The sequence below is a fragment of the Brevibacillus borstelensis genome, from assembly GCF_037834415.1.
GTDB classification, from domain to species: domain Bacteria; phylum Bacillota; class Bacilli; order Brevibacillales; family Brevibacillaceae; genus Brevibacillus; species Brevibacillus borstelensis_A.
The window spans coordinates 50,802-69,443 of record NZ_JAUMSJ010000015.1 but is presented as its reverse complement, the minus strand read 5'-3'; the positions used below and the strand labels follow the sequence as shown (position 1 = coordinate 69,443).

Annotated in this window: 19 protein-coding genes and 1 pseudogene; 9 read left to right on the top strand and 11 right to left on the bottom strand. The window is 53.9% G+C overall.

Going from position 1 to position 18,642, the window contains the following annotated elements:
• The first annotated feature begins 775 nt into the window (after positions 1-775).
• Positions 776-1,810 carry a hypothetical protein gene (locus Q3F21_RS13925; protein ID WP_340253731.1) on the top strand — a complete coding sequence of 345 codons (1,035 nt, stop codon included), beginning with the start codon at positions 776-778 and terminating at the stop codon, positions 1,808-1,810.
• On the opposite strand, the gene Q3F21_RS13920 is transcribed toward Q3F21_RS13925, so the two are convergent.
• Both Q3F21_RS13920 and Q3F21_RS13915 read right to left on the bottom strand, forming a co-directional pair.
• Entirely contained in the window at positions 1,800-2,438 is a 639-nt protein-coding gene (locus Q3F21_RS13920) for a VC0807 family protein (protein WP_340253728.1), read from the bottom strand. The two genes, Q3F21_RS13925 and Q3F21_RS13920, sit on opposite strands and share 11 nt — an antisense overlap.
• 93 nt (positions 2,439-2,531) lie before the next feature.
• A complete protein-coding gene (locus Q3F21_RS13915) occupies positions 2,532-3,002 on the bottom strand; it encodes a low molecular weight protein-tyrosine-phosphatase (RefSeq protein WP_340253725.1) in 471 nt (156 codons plus the stop codon).
• A gap of 92 nt (positions 3,003-3,094) precedes the next feature.
• Here Q3F21_RS13915 and atoS point away from each other — a divergent pair, with 92 nt between their 5' ends.
• From atoS to Q3F21_RS13900, 3 genes are all read left to right on the top strand, one after another.
• On the top strand, positions 3,095-4,915 hold the full coding sequence (gene atoS, locus Q3F21_RS13910; RefSeq protein WP_340253722.1) for a two-component system sensor histidine kinase AtoS: 1,821 nt from the start codon (positions 3,095-3,097) through the stop codon (positions 4,913-4,915).
• A 2-nt stretch (positions 4,916-4,917) separates the two neighbouring features.
• Positions 4,918-6,345 (top strand): sigma-54-dependent transcriptional regulator, encoded by a 1,428-nt coding sequence (locus Q3F21_RS13905; RefSeq protein WP_340253719.1) that lies wholly within the window; start codon positions 4,918-4,920, stop codon positions 6,343-6,345.
• Positions 6,346-6,478: 133 nt separating this feature from the next.
• Positions 6,479-7,807 (top strand): short-chain fatty acid transporter, encoded by a 1,329-nt coding sequence (locus tag Q3F21_RS13900; protein ID WP_340253716.1) that lies wholly within the window; start codon positions 6,479-6,481, stop codon positions 7,805-7,807.
• 199 nt (positions 7,808-8,006) lie between these two features.
• Here the strand turns inward: Q3F21_RS13900 and abc-f are convergent.
• A pseudogene (abc-f, locus tag Q3F21_RS13895) lies at positions 8,007-9,228 on the bottom strand (ribosomal protection-like ABC-F family protein); the annotation flags it as partial.
• A gap of 121 nt (positions 9,229-9,349) precedes the next feature.
• Between abc-f and Q3F21_RS13890 the strand changes: the two are divergent.
• Positions 9,350-10,393 carry a TIR domain-containing protein gene (locus tag Q3F21_RS13890; RefSeq protein WP_340253713.1) on the top strand — a complete coding sequence of 348 codons (1,044 nt, stop codon included), beginning with the start codon at positions 9,350-9,352 and terminating at the stop codon, positions 10,391-10,393.
• Positions 10,394-10,397: 4 nt separating this feature from the next.
• Positions 10,398-10,628 carry a hypothetical protein gene (locus tag Q3F21_RS13885; protein ID WP_340253710.1) on the top strand — a complete coding sequence of 77 codons (231 nt, stop codon included), beginning with the start codon at positions 10,398-10,400 and terminating at the stop codon, positions 10,626-10,628.
• Positions 10,629-10,745: 117 nt separating this feature from the next.
• Here the strand turns inward: Q3F21_RS13885 and Q3F21_RS13880 are convergent, their stop codons facing one another.
• From Q3F21_RS13880 to sspK, 5 genes are all read right to left on the bottom strand, one after another.
• Positions 10,746-12,092 (bottom strand): hemolysin family protein, encoded by a 1,347-nt coding sequence (locus Q3F21_RS13880; protein WP_340253707.1) that lies wholly within the window; start codon positions 12,090-12,092, stop codon positions 10,746-10,748.
• Between the two features lie 196 nt (positions 12,093-12,288).
• Positions 12,289-13,407: a site-2 protease family protein gene (locus tag Q3F21_RS13875; protein ID WP_340253704.1), complete on the bottom strand. Its 1,119-nt coding sequence runs from the start codon at positions 13,405-13,407 to the stop codon at positions 12,289-12,291.
• 119 nt (positions 13,408-13,526) lie between these two features.
• On the bottom strand, positions 13,527-13,829 hold the full coding sequence (locus Q3F21_RS13870) for an iron-sulfur cluster biosynthesis family protein (RefSeq protein ID WP_340253701.1): 303 nt from the start codon (positions 13,827-13,829) through the stop codon (positions 13,527-13,529).
• Positions 13,830-13,974: 145 nt separating this feature from the next.
• Positions 13,975-14,322 (bottom strand): DUF3905 domain-containing protein, encoded by a 348-nt coding sequence (locus tag Q3F21_RS13865; RefSeq protein ID WP_340253698.1) that lies wholly within the window; start codon positions 14,320-14,322, stop codon positions 13,975-13,977.
• Positions 14,323-14,343: 21 nt separating this feature from the next.
• The gene (sspK, locus tag Q3F21_RS13860) at positions 14,344-14,475 is read right to left on the bottom strand and encodes a small acid-soluble spore protein K (RefSeq protein WP_003391014.1); all 132 of its coding nucleotides are present in this window, start codon (positions 14,473-14,475) and stop codon (positions 14,344-14,346) included.
• Positions 14,476-14,560: 85 nt separating this feature from the next.
• Between sspK and Q3F21_RS13855 the strand changes: the two genes are divergently transcribed.
• The 3 genes from Q3F21_RS13855 to Q3F21_RS13845 are packed head-to-tail and all read left to right on the top strand — an operon-like array spanning position 14,561 to position 15,222.
• Entirely contained in the window at positions 14,561-14,836 is a 276-nt protein-coding gene (locus Q3F21_RS13855; RefSeq protein ID WP_340253694.1) for a DUF3886 domain-containing protein, read from the top strand.
• Positions 14,836-14,982: a hypothetical protein gene (locus tag Q3F21_RS13850; RefSeq protein WP_340253691.1), complete on the top strand. Its 147-nt coding sequence runs from the start codon at positions 14,836-14,838 to the stop codon at positions 14,980-14,982. The genes Q3F21_RS13855 and Q3F21_RS13850 overlap by 1 nt, the downstream gene beginning before the upstream one ends.
• Before the next feature lie 54 nt (positions 14,983-15,036).
• A complete protein-coding gene (locus Q3F21_RS13845) occupies positions 15,037-15,222 on the top strand; it encodes a hypothetical protein (RefSeq protein ID WP_340253688.1) in 186 nt (61 codons plus the stop codon).
• Positions 15,223-15,347: 125 nt separating this feature from the next.
• Here the strand turns inward: Q3F21_RS13845 and Q3F21_RS13840 are convergent, their stop codons facing one another.
• From Q3F21_RS13840 to Q3F21_RS13830, 3 genes are read right to left on the bottom strand one after another with little or no spacing between them, the layout of a single operon-like run.
• Complete coding sequence (locus Q3F21_RS13840) at positions 15,348-16,535, bottom strand: ABC transporter permease (RefSeq protein ID WP_340253685.1); 1,188 nt, start codon at positions 16,533-16,535, stop codon at positions 15,348-15,350.
• Positions 16,532-17,251 carry an ABC transporter ATP-binding protein gene (locus Q3F21_RS13835; protein WP_340253682.1) on the bottom strand — a complete coding sequence of 240 codons (720 nt, stop codon included), beginning with the start codon at positions 17,249-17,251 and terminating at the stop codon, positions 16,532-16,534. Before Q3F21_RS13835 ends, Q3F21_RS13840 begins: the two co-directional genes overlap by 4 nt.
• 27 nt (positions 17,252-17,278) lie before the next feature.
• Positions 17,279-18,544, bottom strand: coding sequence for an efflux RND transporter periplasmic adaptor subunit (locus Q3F21_RS13830; RefSeq protein WP_340253679.1), 1,266 nt, complete (start codon positions 18,542-18,544; stop codon positions 17,279-17,281).
• Positions 18,545-18,642: the final 98 nt, after the last annotated feature.

Here is an 18,642-nt window from a genome sequence, read left to right as displayed (position 1 = left end):
CAAGAGGAGTCGCTTGTTTGCGGAAAGCGAAAAACACTCCTGACGGCTGACTGATTGGCCGAGATCAAATAAAATGAACGGTAATCACCGACAATTGCGGTACGTTGACAGCCACTATTCCTCTGACGTCCACACCATCCCTACTGCGATGCGAGGTGCAAAAAAGCGATGAGGAAACAAAGCGGTCTTCAAGACCAAAACCTGGCATTGTTCATTTATTCGATCATGCGTGTAGAAACAATGAGTACAAAGAGGAGGCTGCAAGGCCATCTCATTTTGTAACTCTGTTAGATTAGGTTACGAAAAATGGGCAGACCAATCCCGATTACCCTGCACACAGGCAGAGCCTTTGAGCACTATGATTTTTTAGTGGCGCAAAGTTCGCAAGCGGGAAAAATGGTCTAACACACGTAACCCTCCGTTCCTGTAAAATTTTTTTATTCTAACGGATTTTCATTCCAGTTGCAATACTTGGAAAATGATGTCCATTATGTTCCATGCATGGGGAAAATATCATACAATTTACTTGTACATTGAGGAAGGCGGTGAGGTCATGTATGACAGGCCACAAAAAGAGGGGCAGAGCAGTGCAGGATTGAGCAGGCGTACGGAAGAGCTCCGCAGACTGGGGGCATCAAAGCTGGCAGCTGTGATGCAATTGCAGAAGGCAGCCGGCAATCAACTATTTGCACAGATCATGAGGCATTCGCTCGGGGATGCATTGCTTGAAATGGCGACTCCGGACAGGGAGGACGCTGATCGATCCGACGGAGTCATGAATACGGACAAAGTCATTCAAGGCTCTTTTACCTTTAATGTGGACCCTCACAGCATGAAGATCAAAGACACGAAATACGATCGGGTAAAGGGTAAATTTTTGACAGGAAATAAGGAAGAGAAGCATACGACGGCAGACACGGTAAAAAAGGACATGTGGGTAGGTTTGGACGGGATGGACCTGGGGGATTTCATCTTGCGCCTGTTCACGATTATCGATACTTACTTGAATCTGCCGGGAATGGCGCTTCTTCAAGCGCATGTTCGGAAGACAGAAGGGAATTTGGGACAGCTCAACGGGCCGATGAACAATAATTATGACAGCTTGATCTCCTCGATGGAAGAGATGGAAAAGATCAAAAAAGACCTAGGGCCCGTATTGGATCAATATATGCAAATTAATCTGGCATCTGCCGGTCCTGATTTGATTGGGAGAAAGCAGCAGTACGCGTTCCTTTTACTGACACAGGGCACAGATTTAATCCGTCACATGGAGGCATTTCGCGATCTGATGCCGCTCGTAAATGTGATGTCTGGAGCTCAAGTAAGAGGCAAGGAAAGAGAAGCCAGGAAGACTTTGCGAGGAGGGAGCAGCGGAACAGAGTTAGAGGCTCTGTGGGATTTCTTTGATTTTGAAGCCATTAGTGAAATGATGGGATCGTATAAAAACGATGATGAGCTATATGGCATGATTCAGGACAGCATACCGTGGTTAGACATCGATTATCTGTATGACTATTTTCACGAATTTGCCAGTCATAAGGGGGAAATAACAGCAAAACATCTAGCTCATTATATTGCTTCTCTTATGCTGTCAAATCATATTGAGCTGATTAAGTTGAGCTATCCGGAACAGGCAAGAAGCGCCAACATCAGTGACGAAAAGGTGATGCGAGACGTGCTGAAAGCAAGGGATGTTCCTGCCGACCACGATCTGCTGATCTATTATATGTTCCACCAAGAGGACTCTCAAGACATGGACGTTGTCTCCGAGGTTGTTTCAGAGGAAGAAATGGAGGGGGTTAGCGGCTGAAGTAGTCCTCCTTCTCCAGCCGTTCAGCCAACGGATAGATATGCTTGCGGAAGATGTATCCGTAAGCGGCCAAGATGATGCCGTAGCTCAGCCAGCTTCCGAGGGAAAGCGCCGATAGGTACACGCCGTAGCCCTCGATGCCGAAGCGGCTGATGAGCAGCGCCCGGATCCCGGCTTTGACAAAGGCCCGTAGGCCCGTAAGGAAGGTAAGCAACAAAAACCAGCGATATGCCTCCGGGTGTCGAAATAACCGCAGGCTGCTCTGAACGGGATAGCCCATGGTAGCAGCGACATCAACAGAAAAGAGCATAGCGGCGGGTCTTTTTACTGCAATCGACAGAAAAAAGAACAGGCCGAGTGCTGCATCGGTGTATATATTGTTCCGCAGCAGCCATTCAGGGGAATCGGAAAGCAGGTCGAGGAAACGGGGAATAAGCAGTGTCGCGAGCAAAAAGACGCCCGTAAACGTGAAGCGCCGGTCTTTGAGCAGCACGTAAAGGCCATAGCAAAAGCCTGGCAGCCCTGACAAGAGAATCGCACTGTAGTCCCCGAGGACAGGCCTGCCGTAAGACCACACGAGGAGAGGCAGCGCCAGAAAAAACGCAGCTTCCAGAAAGACTCTTTTCATCCGGACACTCCACCTCCCGAAAACAGCCTCTGACTAACAAGATTTACCATCTGATGATAAACAAGAAGCGATGCCTATGCCAAATGAAATCTCTCATCTAGCAGGGGATTCGCTCTTTTTGATTTCCTCCAATAACCCCCGGCATCCAGCTTCCACTAGCTGATATACGTACTCAAACCGTCCGGTATAATACGGGTCCTCGACGTCTCTCTCCGGCAAGTGTCCGGCAAAATCCATCAGGCGATGTACATGCACGCCCGGAGGGGCCATCCGCTTTAGAGCCGCCAGATTTTCTTCATCCATGCAGACGATGTAGTCGAATGCGGAGAAGTCAGTTTGCGTGATCTGACGCGCTTTCAGGTTTTCGTGGGCGATTCCTTTTCCGGACAAGACCTTCCGCGTGCCGCTGTGGGGAGGCTCGCCTGCGTGCCAGCCCCCGATACCGGCTGAGTCGATGGAGATCAGGTGGGCCATTCCCTCTGACTCGACCATATGGCGAAAAACGGCTTCGGCCATAGGAGAGCGGCAAATATTTCCCAGGCAAACAAAAAGGACATGTGTCATAGCTGTGCTCCTTTCTCGCAAAGCTTTCTCGAAACTTCTGTATGATAGAATACCATAGAGAGGGAGAAAAAGAGAGGGACGGGAAGGTTATTGTGAAGTCATATGTGTACCGCATCCGCTTCATTGTGTCCGTCATTGCCGTTACCGTACTGCCCATTATCGTGACCGGAATTGTTTTGCTGAAAGCGGCAGAGCAGGCGTTGCTCCAGGAGAAGGAGAAAAAGCTGCTGGCGATTACGCAGCAGCTGGATTTTGCCCTGTCGCAAGATTTTGAAAATGTCTTGCGCGAACAAGGGATGCAGAACGCCTCGCGAAAGCAGCAAATCAAAGCGCTCAACCGCGGACTGGAGCAGCTTACCGACAAAATCGCCGAAGCTCATCCGGGCATCGGCGTCGGCTATTACGCAAGGAGACTGGACGCGATCGTTACATACGGCCCCAGCAAGGAAATGGGGCAGCATGTAGGCATGCCTATCGCGCCCGATCACCCGGGAAGACAAGTGATGAATCAGCGGTCTGCCGATGTCGTCGTCGGTCCGCAAGTGCGCGGCGATATTATGAATGCGATGCACCCCATCGAACGAGGCGGCGAGGTAATCGGCTACGCCTGGGCAAATGAACTGATGCAAAGCATTGATATACAGCTTGCCGGGATGCGCCAGGGCATCTATTCCATCGTCGGGATCGGTTGCGTAATCGCGGCGGTAGCCAGCGGCCTGATGGTGCACCGGGTCGAGATTATTTTGCTGGAAATCAAAGAAGGCTTGCGGCGCCTCAGTCATGACCTGTCCTTCCGGATGAAGCCGGCAGCCGGGGAGCCGGGAGAGATTTTTGAGGCGATCAACAAAATGGCCGCAGACCTGCAGGCAAGCCGCAGCCATACGGAGACAATCATTCACAGCATGGAGAGCGGAGTCATCGCGCTCGATCACTCTGGCCGCATAACGGCTTGGAACGAAGCGGCCACCAGGATCACAGGCGTGAGTCTGGAGCAGGCGATCGACAAGGAATACACGGATGTTTTCCGGGGGGAAGAAGAGATTCTGAAAGCGCTGTCGGAGGCGCTGAGCGAGGGGCGAACGACACGGGATGCGGAGTGGAGCCCGCGCGGCGGCGGGATTAGACTGTATGTAAAAATCGGGACGTTTATCTGGAAAAGTCCGATGGAACAGGTGCTTGGCGCGATCATCGTGATGGATGATCGAACCGAATGGAAACGGATGGAGTCGAGTCTGGCACAGGCCAAGCGACTGGCGGTGATTGGGGAGCTCGCGGCCAGCATCGCGCATGAAGTCCGCAACCCGCTCACCTCGATCAAGGCATTTGCCCAAATCATCGAGGATGAGCTGCCGGCCGGACATGACAGTCGGGAATATACGGGAATCATTGTCGATGAAGTGGAGCGGCTGAATCGGTTTACAGATGAGCTGCTGCTTTTCTCCCGGCCCAACGAAGAGCATCACGTACCGGCACGTGTCGGCGAGGTGCTCGATCAGACCTTGCTGCTCATCGAGCGCAGCGCTGTCAGCAGGGGAGTCGTTTTGCACAAGGTGTATCGGGATTCTCCGGCATCTGTTCTGGCCTCGCCCGAGCTGCTCAAGCAGGTGTTCCTCAATATCCTGATCAATGCCCTGCAGGCGATGAAGGACGGAGGGCGGCTGCTGGTGCAAACCGAGGCGGTGGACGGGCAGGTGTGCATACGCATCACCAACGAAGGCCCGCCTATTGCGGAAGAGCATCTGCAGACCGTGTTTGAGCCGTTTTTTACGACCAAGAAATCGGGCACCGGGCTTGGACTGGCCATATCGCAGCGCATCGTGCAAGCGTACGGCGGGCATATTTCCGCCCGCAATGTGGACATGGGCGTGCAGCTCACGGTGGTGCTGCCCGCAAAAGAGGAGGAGGAAGCATAGCAATGAAAAAACGAGTGCTGCTGGTCGATGACGAGATCAATGTCCGAAAAGCGCTGACCACGGCGCTTCGCAAGGTAGGATACGAAACCAGGGAAGCAGCCAGCGGAGGAGAAGCGCTGGAGCTGTTGAAAGACTTTCGCCCTGAAGTCATGCTGCTCGATTTGCGCATGCCGGAGCAGGACGGCATGGAGACGCTGCGGCGGCTCAGAGAAATGCAGGAGACCGGAGGCACAAGTCCCAGCGTAGTGATGATGACTGCTTACGGCTCGGCCAAGGACGTGATGGAAGCGATCAAGCTGGGCGCATTCGACTACGTGCAAAAGCCGTTTGATCTGGGCCGGGTCAAGCAAGTAGTGGAACAGGCGCTGCGCCAAAGGGAAAACGACCAGGCCAACCGGGCAAGCGATGCCTCGCCGGAAGCGGCGTGGGAGAGCCCCGGTCTGGTCGGTCTCAGTCCGGCTATGCAGGAAGTGTACAAGCTGGTCGGGCGGGTAAGCATGACAAAATCGACAGTGCTGATCCAGGGGGAGAGCGGCACAGGCAAAGAGTTGATTGCCCGAGCCATTCACAACAACAGTCCCCGGGCGGGCCAGCCGCTGGTCGCCGTCAACTGCGGAGCGATTCCTGAAAACTTGCTCGAAAGCGAGCTGTTTGGGTACGAACGCGGCGCTTTTACAGGGGCGGCGGGGCGGAAGCCGGGCATGGCCGAACTGGCGGATGGCGGGACGCTGTTTCTGGATGAGGTCGGCGAGCTCAGCCCCAGCCTGCAAGTAAAGCTCCTCAGAGTCCTCCAGGAACGAACCTTCGTCAGGCTGGGCGGCGTAGAGCCGGTATCGGTCGATGTAAGGGTGATTGCCGCGACCAACCGAGATTTGCAGGAGCGTATCCGCCAGGGACTGTTCCGGGAGGATCTGTACTACCGGCTGAACGTCGTTCCCATCCATATGCCCCCGCTGCGGGAGAGGAAGGAGGATATCCCGCTGCTCGCTGAGTACTTTTTATCCAAGTACGGAAAGGAGATGGGCAAAGGACCTTGTTACCTGTCGAAAGCAGCCATGGAGTCGCTGCTCTCCTATCATTGGCCGGGCAATGTCCGCCAGCTTGAAAACACGATAGAGCGTGCGCTGGTTATCGCGGGCGGGTCAGCCATTTTGCCCGAACACGTCATGGGGTCTTTGCAGGAAACGGAGTCGGCGGAGGAAGCCGGAATTGGCAGCCTGCTTCGCTGGGAGGATCGGCCGATGCGTGAAATCATCCAGGAGGTGGAACGGGAGGCGATTGCCAGAGCCTTGCAAAAGGAGCGAGGAAACAAGCTGCAGACGGCAAAGCGGCTGGGGATCTCCAGACGGGCGCTGCTGTACAAGCTGGAGATGTACGGGCTAAACGGGACAGACGGTGTGCAAAATGGAGGCGATGTGCGCAAAAAGTAGTCAATGAAGAACGAGCGGCCTAATGAAAGCGCATACAATAGAAGCAGCTTCCAGCTGCCGGAAATGATTGGCATGGCACTTGCATTCTCCTGAATAAAGAAGTCATACATTGTTTCTGAGAGGAGAATGCCTAGTGTTTCAAGCATTGACCAACGCCTCCGTTCGGATGGTGCAGCGTTATTTGCCTGACGCTTTTTTGTTTGCTGTCATTCTTACTTTTATCGTTTTTGCGGCAGGGATTGTCGTCAACGGAAAATCGCCGCTGGAGATGGTCAGCTTCTGGGGTGACGGTTTCTGGGGACTGCTCAGCTTCACCATGCAGATGGTGCTGATCCTGGTCACCGGGCATACGCTGGCCGAGACAGACATTTGCAAAAAGGGCCTGCGGGCAGTCGCTTCCATGGCGCAGACTCCTGGCCGGGCGATCGTCCTCGTCACGCTGGTCTCCTGTATCGCCAACTGGATCAACTGGGGCTTCGGGCTTGTCGTCAGCGCTCTGTTGGCCCGCGAGATCGCCAAGCGGGTGGAGAAAGTCGATTACCGCTTGCTGGTAGCCAGCGCATACGGCGGATTTGTCGTCTGGCATGGCGGTCTGGCCGGCTCGGTGCCGCTGACGGTAGCGACGGAAAAGCACAGTCTGGAGGACGTGATCGGCGTCATACCCACGTCCGAGACGATGTTTTCAGCGATGAACCTGACAATTGTAATCGCGATCATGGTTATTCTACCGCTGGTCAACCGACTGATGCTGCCAGCCGAGAAGGACCGAATCGTCTTCAAGGGGGCAGACCTGGGGCGCGAGGAAACGGCTGCCTCTGCCGATCCGACAGCGGACGTGAACAGTCCGGCTGTTAAGATGGAGAACAGCCGCGTCATTTCCTACCTGATCTCGGCCATCGGCTTTGTGTATCTGATTTCATACTTTGTGGAGAAGGGCTTCAAGCTCAATCTCGACATCGTCAGCCTGGCTTTTTTGTTCCTGGGAATTTTCCTGCACGGGACGCCGCGCAAATTCCTCGATGCGATGGGAGAAGCGATCAAGACCACGACCGGGATTGTCGTGCAATTCCCGTTTTACGCCGGCATTATCGGGATGATGACCGCTTCGGGACTGGCTGCGAGCATCTCCCAGTGGTTCATCAGCATTTCGACACCGACCACGTTTCCGCTCTTTACCTTCTGGAGCGCTGGTCTTTTGAACGTGTTTGTCCCTTCCGGAGGCGGTCAATGGGCTGTGCAAGGACCGATCATGATGCCTGTAGCGACGGAGCTGGGCGTATCGCACGCCAAGGTGGCCATGGCCATCGCCTGGGGCGATGCGTGGACCAACCTGATTCAACCGTTCTGGGCGCTGCCCGTCCTCGCTCTGGCAGGACTCGGGGCAAGAGATATCATGGGCTACTGCCTGATGATGCTCTTCGTCACGGGAGCCATCATCAGCCTCGGATTTTTGCTGTTCTAGTGACGACGTTGGAAATACATGTGCCGCAGGCGGCTGGAAACTGAGCGCTGCTCGTTTCCGCCGCCTGCTTTTCAGAAGAAAAGTTATCCCCGAAGTGTTCCGCCGCACGTTATTTCCCCTGGCTGAACGTTGCCTCCCCTATTTGGAGAAAAACAGAAATCCCGACTTCCCGGTACCAGGCTCACGATGCCGGTTTCCCTCAAAGCTCAATGGTCTTCGTCGCTATTTTTCTGCAAAATTCACGGTCATGCTCCACAAACAGAATGGTGGGCGCGTATTCAAGCAGCAGCTCTTCAATTTGCATGCGAGAGATGACATCGATAAAATTAAGCGGTTCATCCCAAATATGCAAATGGACGCTCTCGGAAAGGCTTTTCGCGATCAGCACTTTCTTCTTTTGGCCGCCGCTAAAGGCTGACATATCCTTTTCAAATTGATCCCTGGAAAAATCGAGCTTTCGCAAGATGGATTTAAACAAGGTTTCGTCTATCCCGCTGTTTCTGGCATAAATTGCCCTGCAAATGCGAGGTGTCCTGGGAAACATAGGATATTTTCAGTTGGCTTCCCTTGTTGAAAGTGCCCGTATAGTCGATGTTCCCGCCGCAAAGCAGTTTGAGAAGGCTCGTTTTTCCGGAGCCGTTCTTGCCTGACAGCGCAATTCGCTCCTCTTGCTCAATCGTAAAGCTGACATCGCTGCATACCAGCTTTGCGCCGTAGAAAATCGAAACGTCTTTTAGCTCGGCAAGCTGCTTTTTATGATAGGGAAGCTGCGTAATCTTCAGGCTGTCAGCCGTCTCGATATTTTTCAGGAGCCCGGCCCTTTCATCGATCGCCGCTTGCTGCCTCTGCTCGATTGCTTTTGAGCGCTTCATCATTTTGGCCGCCTTGTGGCCGATATAGCCTTTATCTACCTTCGAGCCGGAATTTCTTGTACCGTTTTTCGTCTTTTCCACCTCGTGGGACCAGTTGCTCGTTCGTCTGGAGGCATCGGACAAGCGTTTGATGTCTTTTTTCAGCTTTTCGTTCTCCGCAAGCTCAAAGCTGTCCTGTCTCTTTTTGTTTTCCCACCAGTCCGAGAAGCTGCCTCTTTGAATGTCAATGTTGGTCTTATTGATAGAAAGTATGTGATCTACGCAGTTGTCGAGAAAGGCTCTGTCGTGGGACACCAGAATAAAGCCGCTTTTTGTGTTGAGATAATCGCTGACAAGCTTCCTTGCCCCCATGTCCAGATGATTGGTCGGTTCATCAATCAGCAGAAAGCTGTTTTCTTTGAGAAACAGTGCAGCCAACAGCACTTTCGTCTGCTCGCCGTTGGACAGTGTGTCAAAGGGCCGGTACAACACATCCTCGGAAACCTTCAGCAGGGAAAGCTCGCGCATGAGCTGCCAGTGAAGATAGTCGGGAATGATCTCGCTAATCATCAACAAAATATGCTCGGACCGGAAAATTTGTTGGATGAATTTGGGAGGTCTGCTAATATACATAGAGAGACGGCAAACATAGGCGTACGGACATGGAATCAAATGATGGGGGTACAAAACCATGAGCCCTAGTGCAAAACCGCGGGTATTTGTCGGCTCCTCGGTCGAGGGGTTACCTCTGGCGCAAGCGATCCAGGCCAATCTCTCATACGTTGCACAGGTTACACTCTGGTCGCAGGGCGTGTTTTCCCTGAATCAAACGGCGCTTGCCAGTCTGCTGGAACATTTGGAATCAACCGATTTTGCCGTGTTTGTCTTTTCCCCCGACGATCAGCTTCGTCTGCGCGGAGAGGAGTGGAACGCGGCTCGCGATAACGTACTGTTTGAGCTCGGGCTGTCCATGGGCAAGCTGGGACCGAACCGGGCCTTTTTTGTAAAGCCTCGCGGGATGACGATGCTTCGCATTCCCACCGATCTGTTCGGCATTTTGGCGGGAGAATATGAAGCCGACCGGGATGACGGGAACATCTCTGCCGCGCTCGGCGTCTTTACGGGCGAGCTCACCCGGATTGTCAAAAAATGGGGACGCAGGCAAGAGATTCGTGATATTATCGTAAGAAAAGAGAGACTTGAAGCACAATTGCACTTTTTGTATTCACTGGTCAAGTACAGCAAGCATACCGTGGAGACGAGAAATCATGTCAACCGGATTCTCGATAAATTGCTCGGCTCCTGTCATATTCCGGAAACGTTCAGTCCATCGGCAGCTACGCTGTTTTCGCTGGTCGACCGTGAGCTTGTGCAGATCGGCAACGCCCGGGACGTCGATGAAGACCATCGCTTTCGCCTGGATCACAATGAAATGTACCCGCAGAACCAGAACTGGATGGTAGCCGCTTTTTTGTCCAATCAGTCAGTGATGGGCTGCAAAGGGCAGCTTGGTCTGTTTGGTGAATACGAGTACATCATCTCCATCCCCATTGCCAAAACATACGTGATCACATTCCATCTCGTCACCCATACGCAGATAGCCGAGTCCGAATACGATCATTTTCTGGAACAGTTTACGACAGTGAACAAGCCACTTCTTGATACATTCAATGTATTTCTTGAGAGGGGGGTGGAATGGTATGCTAGCCAACAACCATCCACGCAAAAGAGGTAAAACGATGCGATTGACGTTGACGGGGCACCCGTTTAGTCCAGACGAGACGGATGTGACGTGGAAGCGCAAGAAAACAGTAGAGATTGCCGAAGTAGCTCGGGAGCAGTACGCCCAGGAGGCGGAAACGCTGCTCGACGAGGTGTTTCCGGAGGGGCCGAGCGTCCTGAAATCAACGGAGGGCGTACGGATTGTAGCGACCCGGAGAATCAACTTTGACGAACCGACTTTTGGCTGAAGATGTGTATCACCTGTTCCCACAGCCTCATCCAGAGAAAAAGCCGACACCCCGGAGGGCGTCGGCTTTTTCAGCAACGTTGCATGATTGGGATTATTTTTACGATCGCAGCCACCGTTACACAGCGCTCATTTCCGGTTCTCCCTGTTGTTCGGCCTGCGGGCGGACCACTTGTTTGATCGTAACCCGGGTGACGCGGTGGTTATCCATTTGAGCGACCGTAAACAAGTGATCCTCCAGCTCGACGGACGCGCCCACGCCGATATCCTCTTCCAGCTGGCTGTAGAGCCATCCCCCGACAGTGTCGACGTCTTCGGAAACGAGCTCGAACGGCAAATGATCGTTCAATTCGCTCAAAAGCATTTTGCCTGCGACAGACAGGCCGTTCTCCAGCTTTTCCAGCTCGGGGCGTTCTTCGGTATCGAACTCGTCTTGAATATCGCCGACGATTTCTTCCAAAATGTCCTCCATCGTCAACAGACCGGCGGTGCCGCCGTACTCATCGATAACGATAGCCATCTGCGAGCGTTTTTTCTGCATCAAGCGAAGCACATGGCTGATTTCCATCGATTCCGGCACAGTCAGCAGCGGACGAAGCATGTCTTCCAAACGGGCGGTCTCATCCTGCAGGGCCGACAGGTAAAAGTCGGTCGCATGCACGAAACCGATCAGGTTGTCCTTGTCTTCCGCGGCTACAGGGAAGCGGGTGTGGCGCTCCGTGCTGATAATCTCCAGATTTTCCTCAAACGTATTCGTCGTATATAAGCAAACCATGTCGATCCGGGGGATCATAATCTCCCGGGCGAGCGTTTCGGAAAAATCAAATACGTGCTCCACGAGCGACAATTCCGTCTGGTCGATATGGCCGCTTTGGTGGCTTTGGTTGACCAGCAGGCGAATCTCTTCCTCGGTATGGGCCGCTTCGTGTTCGGAAACCGGTTCCAGACCAACCCATTTCAGCAGCTTGTTGGCGGTTCCGTTCAACACCCAGATAGCCGGGTAAAGCAATTTATAGAAAAGCATCAATGGTGCCGCAACCCACAGCGAAGTTGTTTCCGCTTTTTGAATAGCGAGCGATTTCGGAGCGAGCTCACCCAGCACGATGTGCAGGAAGGTGATGATCGCAAACGCCACGCCGAAGGAGATCGTCGACACAAGGTAAGAAGGCAGCTGGTACGAACCGAGCAGCGGCTCCACGATCATCTTGGCGATCGCGGGTTCACCCACCCAACCGAGACCAAGCGATGCGAGCGTGATCCCCACCTGGCAGGCAGACAGATACGCGTCCAGCTTTTGTGTAACCTTCTGGGCAAAAGCGGCTCGCTTGTTCCCCTCGTTTACCAGTTGCGTCAAGCGTGTCTGCCGCACTTTGACAAGCGCGAATTCGGCGGCTACGAAAAAGCCGTTCAACACGACGAGAAACAACACAAGCAGCAGGTTAAGCACTATCGGAATACTGTCCAAGCAAAAAGTCATCCTCTCTGGAATTTTTTTGAATGTATACTACTATGGTACAGCCTTTTCCCTTTTTGCTCAAAGGCCATTTCGGTCCATTGTGAGCAATTCAACCCCGTTCCGCCCGAATAACGAGTGTAGGGTATCCGGCTCACACGTTTTTGAGCGCTGGGTTAGCCAGAGAGGGTAAAACGGAGGTTCTGCCTCATCGAATCTGCAGCAGCAGCTGCGCGTAGACGAAAAAGAGCGAGAGCACGGCAGCCAGTCCCAGGTAGGCGACCAATACCTTCCATTTGGTGGAGGCGGGCGCCTCGTAATAGGTTGACAGCCGGTGCAGCAGCTCGTCGATCTGGGCCATGCGTTCCCGGGCCTGCTTTTCGGCCTCGGTCAGCAGGGGAGAGGGAACGGGCTGCGTCCGTTCGTAGTCGTAGAATTCCATCGGTTCCCGCTCCCATTTGCGGAAGAGCTCCCAGGTCTGTTCCGCGAACAATTTGTCCAGACGCACCTGATCCTTGGCAAAGCGCTTGTCGTCCTGCAAAAAGGGAATGGCAAAGCCCTCCGGAGCCTTTTTTGCCGCCTCCTCCAGGTGCTTGGCGTTCAGGCTTTCCCGCGTTTCCCATGTCGACTCGAGCCGCGGCCAGCCGGCCATTGTCTCCAGCAGGGTGTGGAGCTTCTGCTTTTCGTATTCCAGCACCCGCTTTTTATACCCTTCCCGTGCGCGGTTCCACCAGGTAACGAGGCCGAGGATAAAGATAAAGACCATGATCGGTCCCGGTCTGGCGAACAGCATGACCCCCAGCCCGATCAGTCCGATCAGCCAGATTTTTGTGGACAAGACGGAGACGATGCGTCCGCCGTCCAGCGGAGAGACAGGCAGCAGGTTGAACAGGTTCAACAACGCTCCCAAGTAAATCACCAAGGCCCAGAAAGGATCGTGCGTCCACCAGTACAGCGGCAGAGCGGGGAGAAACGCGAGCATTCCCGCCAGCGGACCGCCGTAAGCCAAATACGCTTCGGTGCTCGCGTCCCGGGGATGATCCTTCATCGCGATAAAGGCTCCGGCAAACGGAATAAAGACGGCCGGCGACGTAGCGATTCCTTTTTGTTTCGCGGCGATCACGTGGCCCATTTCGTGAACAAAGATGAGATAGACCAACGCGGCGGCAAACTTCCAGCCATAGAGCATCGCGTAGGCGCCGAGACTGAGAATCATGGACAAAAGCGTGGTTCCAAATTTTGAGAATTTCAACAGGCCCAATACCCATTTCAGATTGGCCAAGAGAAAAGCGCCGATAGCCAGCAGCGCCGACCTGGTTTTATTCATGCCATTTCCTCCTGTACGGTTTTCAAAGCTGCCCTCCGGTTCATCGTGCAAGCGCTAAAAGGAGGAGAAGCGGATATGCCGATCAACCTTTACATACGTACAGGGCAGCGGAAAGTTTCCTAATCGTTCAGCAGACGGGGATTGACAAAGGAGAAGCCGTATTCCCCGTATCTTTTATCGTAGCGCAGCTCGCCTCCGTCAAAGTACCAAAAGTCGTTCGGGCGAATGACGAACCGCATCCCTTCCACTTCAAAAACAGCGTCGTCCGGTTCGATTTCGTCCTTTTCAATCGCGAAAAACAGCCCGCCTGTTCCCGGGCCTCCGGTACGTACGTACAGCCGGAGCGCGTCTCCGGGACGAAAGTCTGCGTATTGCTGATAGGCGAGGGCAAATGCCGGTTCGATTTTCAGGTGTATACTCATGAAGAGACTCCTCTCAAGCATCTGTCTGTCCGTCTAGTTTACCATTAGAAAACGCGGTTCCGCCAATTTTCGCGGGGAAAAGGGAAAAACGCCGCGTGATGGCGGCGTTTGCTTTGGTCCGCTTCTGGACCGCTACAATAAACAACTAATCTTTTCCTTTGCTCACATCGATCGTCGGGTGCATGAAGCGGGCCCGATTCGGCGGGATGTCCTCGAGCATCTCCTTGTTTTCCGTAGTGTTCCAGCCGATGTCGTTGGTCGGATGGACCCAGCTGTCCCCAGCCATGTCGGATGGATCTGTGTCCGTGCTCCACTGGTTGAGCGGAGAATCCTCAGAATTGTAGTAGCTGTCCCCGATGACCACACCGTACTTGTTTACAAACGGCTTTTGCATGGTGCGCGAAGAATCCTTGTAATCGGGGGCGCTGATTTGATGGGGAAGCGTGCCGTCGAGAGACACGTCTTTTACATCTTTGGAAGTATGTTCATCCATGCAGCTGCCCTCCTTGGGGAGTTACCGGTTTTCTTTTAGTCTTTCTTGTGGTTCACTATTGATGGAGCCATCAGAACGAACGGCCTCCGATTGGGCTTTGGGGCCGCGAATCTCGGCAGTTTTTCCGAAATCTTTGGCTTTGTTTCGTACCATTGTCTGCCCTCCTCTATTGTCACATGGGCTTAGTATGGCCCATCGGGGCAGATTCGATCATAGCATTGTGAAAGGAGCATGATTCATGGCAAAAAAACAGCGCAAACAAGAGCGGCAAACGCCGCATTTCGCCAAGGCGGAGGCCTCGGAAAAAAACGGTGTGAACTTGAAGGAAATGCTGAGCGATGACGCGCTTGGCAAATTGAAGCAGCTGGAGCGCCAAATGAAGGAAGACCTGGAAAAGGCGGAGCAGGCCGCCGCGGAACAGAAGCGGCGCGAGCAAGAGGAGCGGGAGCGAAACAAAAGCTTTGGCGAGCTTCTGGAAGAGTATGAGAAAAAAGGCGGGGGCAAGCACAGCTGATGGCGGAGGACAAAAGCAGGCGGGAAGGCAGGCCCGACACGTCGAAAAACGGCATGTTGAAGCGCCGCGAGCTCGATGTCAAGGACGAAGCCGTCAAGGAGCGAGGCAGAGCGATCCTCTCCCGGCTCGGCAAGAAGAAAACATAAACAGGGATTTTTGCGCCTCTTTTCCCATATAGCTAGTAGAAGGGGAAAGGGGGAATGACCGTGGGGACCATCCTGCTCTTTGTCAGTGTCATCTGTGTAACGGTGGGTACCTGGCGGTTGCTTCGCATCTACAAGGCGGGCAGACCCGGTGGAAAAGTGTTGTGGTGGGCGGTAGCCACCTTCGGCATTACGCTGTTCTTTGTCCTGAAGCTCGTGGCGGATACCCCTACCTTGTCATGAGATGCTTTGATGGCCGACGCAGTCTGGAATGCCGGTTAAGCGATAATACGGGGTTGGTGGAAGCAAAAAAGCAGCTGCTCAATCGTCAAGCGATTGAACAGCTGCTTTTCATGTTTTGCATCCGTTTACTCGTAGCGCAGGGCCTCGATCGGATCAAGCTTGGCCGCTTTGTTGGCGGGGTACAATCCGAAAAAGATCCCGATGGCGCTGGAAAAGCCGAACGCGATAAGGATGCTGTTCCAGGACAGCAGCGGAGGCAGCTTGGCGAAATAAGAGACGAGCGCTGCGGCTCCGAGCCCGAGCAGTACCCCGATCAGACCGCCGATCAAACAGACGATCATCGATTCGATCAAAAACTGCATCAGGATGTCCCGGCGACGGGCTCCCAGCGCCTTGCGAATGCCGATTTCCCGTGTCCGCTCTGTAACGGAGACGAGCATGATGTTCATCACGCCGACGCCGCCTACGACCAGGGAAATGCCGGCAATGACGCTGAAAATAATCGTCAGGGTACCGGTCAGCTGGTTGAACTGGTTGACCTGCTGCTGCATGCTGTGGGAGCGGTAGTGATTCTCCTTTTGATGCTTTCGGGACAAGTACTGGGTCGCCTGCTTCATCGCGGCATCCACCGACTCCTTGTCTTTTGCCTTCCCGATCAGCGTGCCTACGAAAGGCTCCTTTTGAAAGCTCTGGGCATAACGTATCGGGATATAGGCGCCATAGGTCTGGCTCACGTCAAAGCGGAACTTCTCTTCCTTGTACGTGCCGATCACAACAAGCGAGTTGTTTTCCATCCGGACTCGTTGGCCCAGCGGGTTCATCTGCCCGAATAGCTTCTTGGCCAGTTCATCCTCCAGCACGATGACAGCCCGCAGCTCCTTGTCGTCAGCTTCACTGAAGAAGCGCCCCTTGCTTATTTTTACCGTTGGCTGAATCTCCAGGTAGTGAGCGGTCGTCGAATAGACATTGACCCGCTCTTCTTTTTTTGGCCCCTTCACCAACGAGATGGATTGATTGTAAGGGACAAGCCGCTCGATGTAGGGGCTGATGCGGCTCAAGGTCTCCGCGTCTTCCACCGTCAGATCGTCATTGGAGTGCTCTTCCTTGCTCTCCCAATCGGTATAGATGTTAAAGCTGTTTTGCCCGAATTTCTCCATCTCGCTGGTGATGGCCTTTTGTCCGCCCTCGCCGAGAGTGTTGACGGCGATGACGGATGTGATTCCGATAATAATGCCCAGCATCGTCAGTCCGGAGCGCATTTTGTTGGCCCAGATGCCATCGATGGCGGTACGCAGTGCTTCCAAAAAATTCATGTTACGATCACCTCATCGGACGGGACGGCGGTCAGGCGCTCTTCCACGCGCTCGTCTTTCATAATGACACCGTCCTTGAAGGTGACGATGCGCTCTGCATGCTGGGCGATATCCAGCTCGTGCGTAACCAGAATGATTGTTACGCCCTGCGCATGCAGCTCCTGAAACATGGCCATGATCTCCGTGCCGGAGCGGCTGTCCAGATTTCCCGTAGGTTCGTCCGCCAGCAAAATGGCTGGCCGGTTTACCAGCGCCCGGGCAATGGCCACCCGCTGCTTTTGTCCGCCGGAAAGCTGTGTCGGCTTGTGGTTCATCCGCTCTCCCAGCCCGACGCGTTTCAGTGCTTCCGTCGCCCGCTTTCTTCGTTCGGAGCGGCTGATGCCCGCGTACATCATCGGCAGCTCGACGTTATGCAAGGAAGTGGAGCGGGGCAGCAGATTGAACGATTGAAAGACAAAGCCGATTTTCTGGTTTCGGACGAGAGCCAGCTGCTGGTCGTTCTGCTTGTTGACCTCGATGCCGTCCAGCACGTACGTTCCCGAATCCGGCCGGTCGAGACATCCGAGCATGTTCATGAAGGTTGATTTTCCGGAGCCGGACGGTCCCATGATGGCGACGAACTCCCCTTGCTCCACAGAGAGGTTCACCCCCCGCAAAATGGGCAGTTCCGAGTCGCCCGTCCTATATGTTTTCGTCAGGCCTTCCACGTAAAGCATGGGCCGACCTCCTTTTTTGCAAAGTAGTTACATTCCTGCCATGGGGGACGGGGTGACCGGTGTATTTTCCTGCATGGCATCCAAGGGGCTCAGAATGATTTGCTCATCGCCCTTCAAACCGGATTTGATCTGAGAGGACAGCTCGTTTTCCATACCGACCTCGACTTTCACTTTCTTGGCTGTGCCATTGTCGGCTATCCAGACAAATGTGCTGCCGTCCGCCTCCTGTTGAATCGCTTCGATCGGCACCTGCATGGCATTGTCGATTTTCTCCGTCAAAATGTTGATGTCCACATGAAAGCCGGGCTTGAGAGCCGACAAGTCGCCATCAGGCTGCAGAGTGACCTTGACGCGAGTCTTTTCGCCCTGACCGGAGCTGTTTTGCGTCGTTACGGCAATCGGGGAGATTCGAATCACTTTGGCATTCAGCTTCTGCTTCCCGAGGGAGCTCCCCTCGATGACCGCTGCTTGTCCCAGCTTAATCTTGCTTACGTCGGATTCATTGATGTCGGCCTGGATGAGCAGGTTGTTCAGGTTGGCCAGCGTAAAGATCTCCGTTCCTTTATTCACGTACTGGCCGTTGTCTGCCGCCAGGCTGATGACGGTGCCGTCTTCAGGCGCGACCAACACGCTTTGGGTCCGCTCCTTCTCCAATTGCGCCTTCTCCACCTGAAGCTTGTTGATTTGCGCTTGCTGGGAAACGAGTTCTTCTTTGCGCGGCCCCTTTTGCTTCAGCGCCAGCTGCTGCTTGGAGACGTTCAGCGTCGAGAGGGTAGAGTCGAGATGGCTTTTTGCCTTGTCCACCTCTTGCTGCGTGGTGGCGCCGGATGCGAACAGCTGCTGCAGCCGGTCGTATTCCTTTTGGGCGGCATCATACTCCCGCTGAGCTTGGGCGACCCGTTCTTTTTCCTGTGCCACTTCTTCCGGCGCATTTCCGGCTTGCGTCTTGGAAAGGTTGGCGCGCGCCAGTTCAATTTGGGCGTCCAGCTCGAGCAAGCGGCTCTCTACGTCTGAGGTGTCGATCTTCCCGACAACCTGCCCTTTCTTGACGGAATCCCCTTCTTTGAGGGAGAATTCGCGCAGCGTGCCGTTGACGTTGGCGTACAGCCTGTATTTATCCTCTACGATCACGCTGCCGGAAGTGAGAATCCGGCTCTCCAGCGCGGATGTGGCTACCGTCCCGATCTGGACGGGCATGCCCATCGCCTGACCGGGACTCAAAAGACTTACGCTAACGGTTCCGACAACCAATACGGTTGCGACGGACCCGATAATCCACCATCTCTTTTTCATGTCTTCTATTCTCCTTGCCAAATAATGTATACGTTCTTTCGAATCAGTTTTACGGGAGGGAAACAAAAAAGTAACAACTAGTCATTTTTGTTCACGGA

What these genes read in the sequence shown, in the direction of transcription:
- Q3F21_RS13840 (WP_340253685.1), bottom strand. Translation starts at nt 16,535, where the DNA reads ATGAATTTTTTGGAAGCACTGCGTACCGCCATCGATGGCATCTGGGCC.
- Q3F21_RS13905 (WP_340253719.1), top strand. Translation starts at nt 4,918, where the DNA reads ATGAAAAAACGAGTGCTGCTGGTCGATGACGAGATCAATGTCCGAAAA.
- Q3F21_RS13875 (WP_340253704.1), bottom strand. Translation starts at nt 13,407, where the DNA reads ATGAATAAAACCAGGTCGGCGCTGCTGGCTATCGGCGCTTTTCTCTTG.
- Q3F21_RS13890 (WP_340253713.1), top strand. Translation starts at nt 9,350, where the DNA reads ATGAGCCCTAGTGCAAAACCGCGGGTATTTGTCGGCTCCTCGGTCGAG.
- sspK (WP_003391014.1), bottom strand. Translation starts at nt 14,475, where the DNA reads ATGGTACGAAACAAAGCCAAAGATTTCGGAAAAACTGCCGAGATTCGC.
- Q3F21_RS13845 (WP_340253688.1), top strand. Translation starts at nt 15,037, where the DNA reads ATGACCGTGGGGACCATCCTGCTCTTTGTCAGTGTCATCTGTGTAACG.
- Q3F21_RS13865 (WP_340253698.1), bottom strand. Translation starts at nt 14,322, where the DNA reads ATGGATGAACATACTTCCAAAGATGTAAAAGACGTGTCTCTCGACGGC.
- Q3F21_RS13885 (WP_340253710.1), top strand. Translation starts at nt 10,398, where the DNA reads ATGCGATTGACGTTGACGGGGCACCCGTTTAGTCCAGACGAGACGGAT.
- Q3F21_RS13925 (WP_340253731.1), top strand. Translation starts at nt 776, where the DNA reads ATGAATACGGACAAAGTCATTCAAGGCTCTTTTACCTTTAATGTGGAC.
- Q3F21_RS13915 (WP_340253725.1), bottom strand. Translation starts at nt 3,002, where the DNA reads ATGACACATGTCCTTTTTGTTTGCCTGGGAAATATTTGCCGCTCTCCT.
- Q3F21_RS13870 (WP_340253701.1), bottom strand. Translation starts at nt 13,829, where the DNA reads ATGAGTATACACCTGAAAATCGAACCGGCATTTGCCCTCGCCTATCAG.
- Q3F21_RS13830 (WP_340253679.1), bottom strand. Translation starts at nt 18,544, where the DNA reads ATGAAAAAGAGATGGTGGATTATCGGGTCCGTCGCAACCGTATTGGTT.
- Q3F21_RS13835 (WP_340253682.1), bottom strand. Translation starts at nt 17,251, where the DNA reads ATGCTTTACGTGGAAGGCCTGACGAAAACATATAGGACGGGCGACTCG.
- Q3F21_RS13850 (WP_340253691.1), top strand. Translation starts at nt 14,836, where the DNA reads ATGGCGGAGGACAAAAGCAGGCGGGAAGGCAGGCCCGACACGTCGAAA.
- Q3F21_RS13920 (WP_340253728.1), bottom strand. Translation starts at nt 2,438, where the DNA reads ATGAAAAGAGTCTTTCTGGAAGCTGCGTTTTTTCTGGCGCTGCCTCTC.
- Q3F21_RS13855 (WP_340253694.1), top strand. Translation starts at nt 14,561, where the DNA reads ATGGCAAAAAAACAGCGCAAACAAGAGCGGCAAACGCCGCATTTCGCC.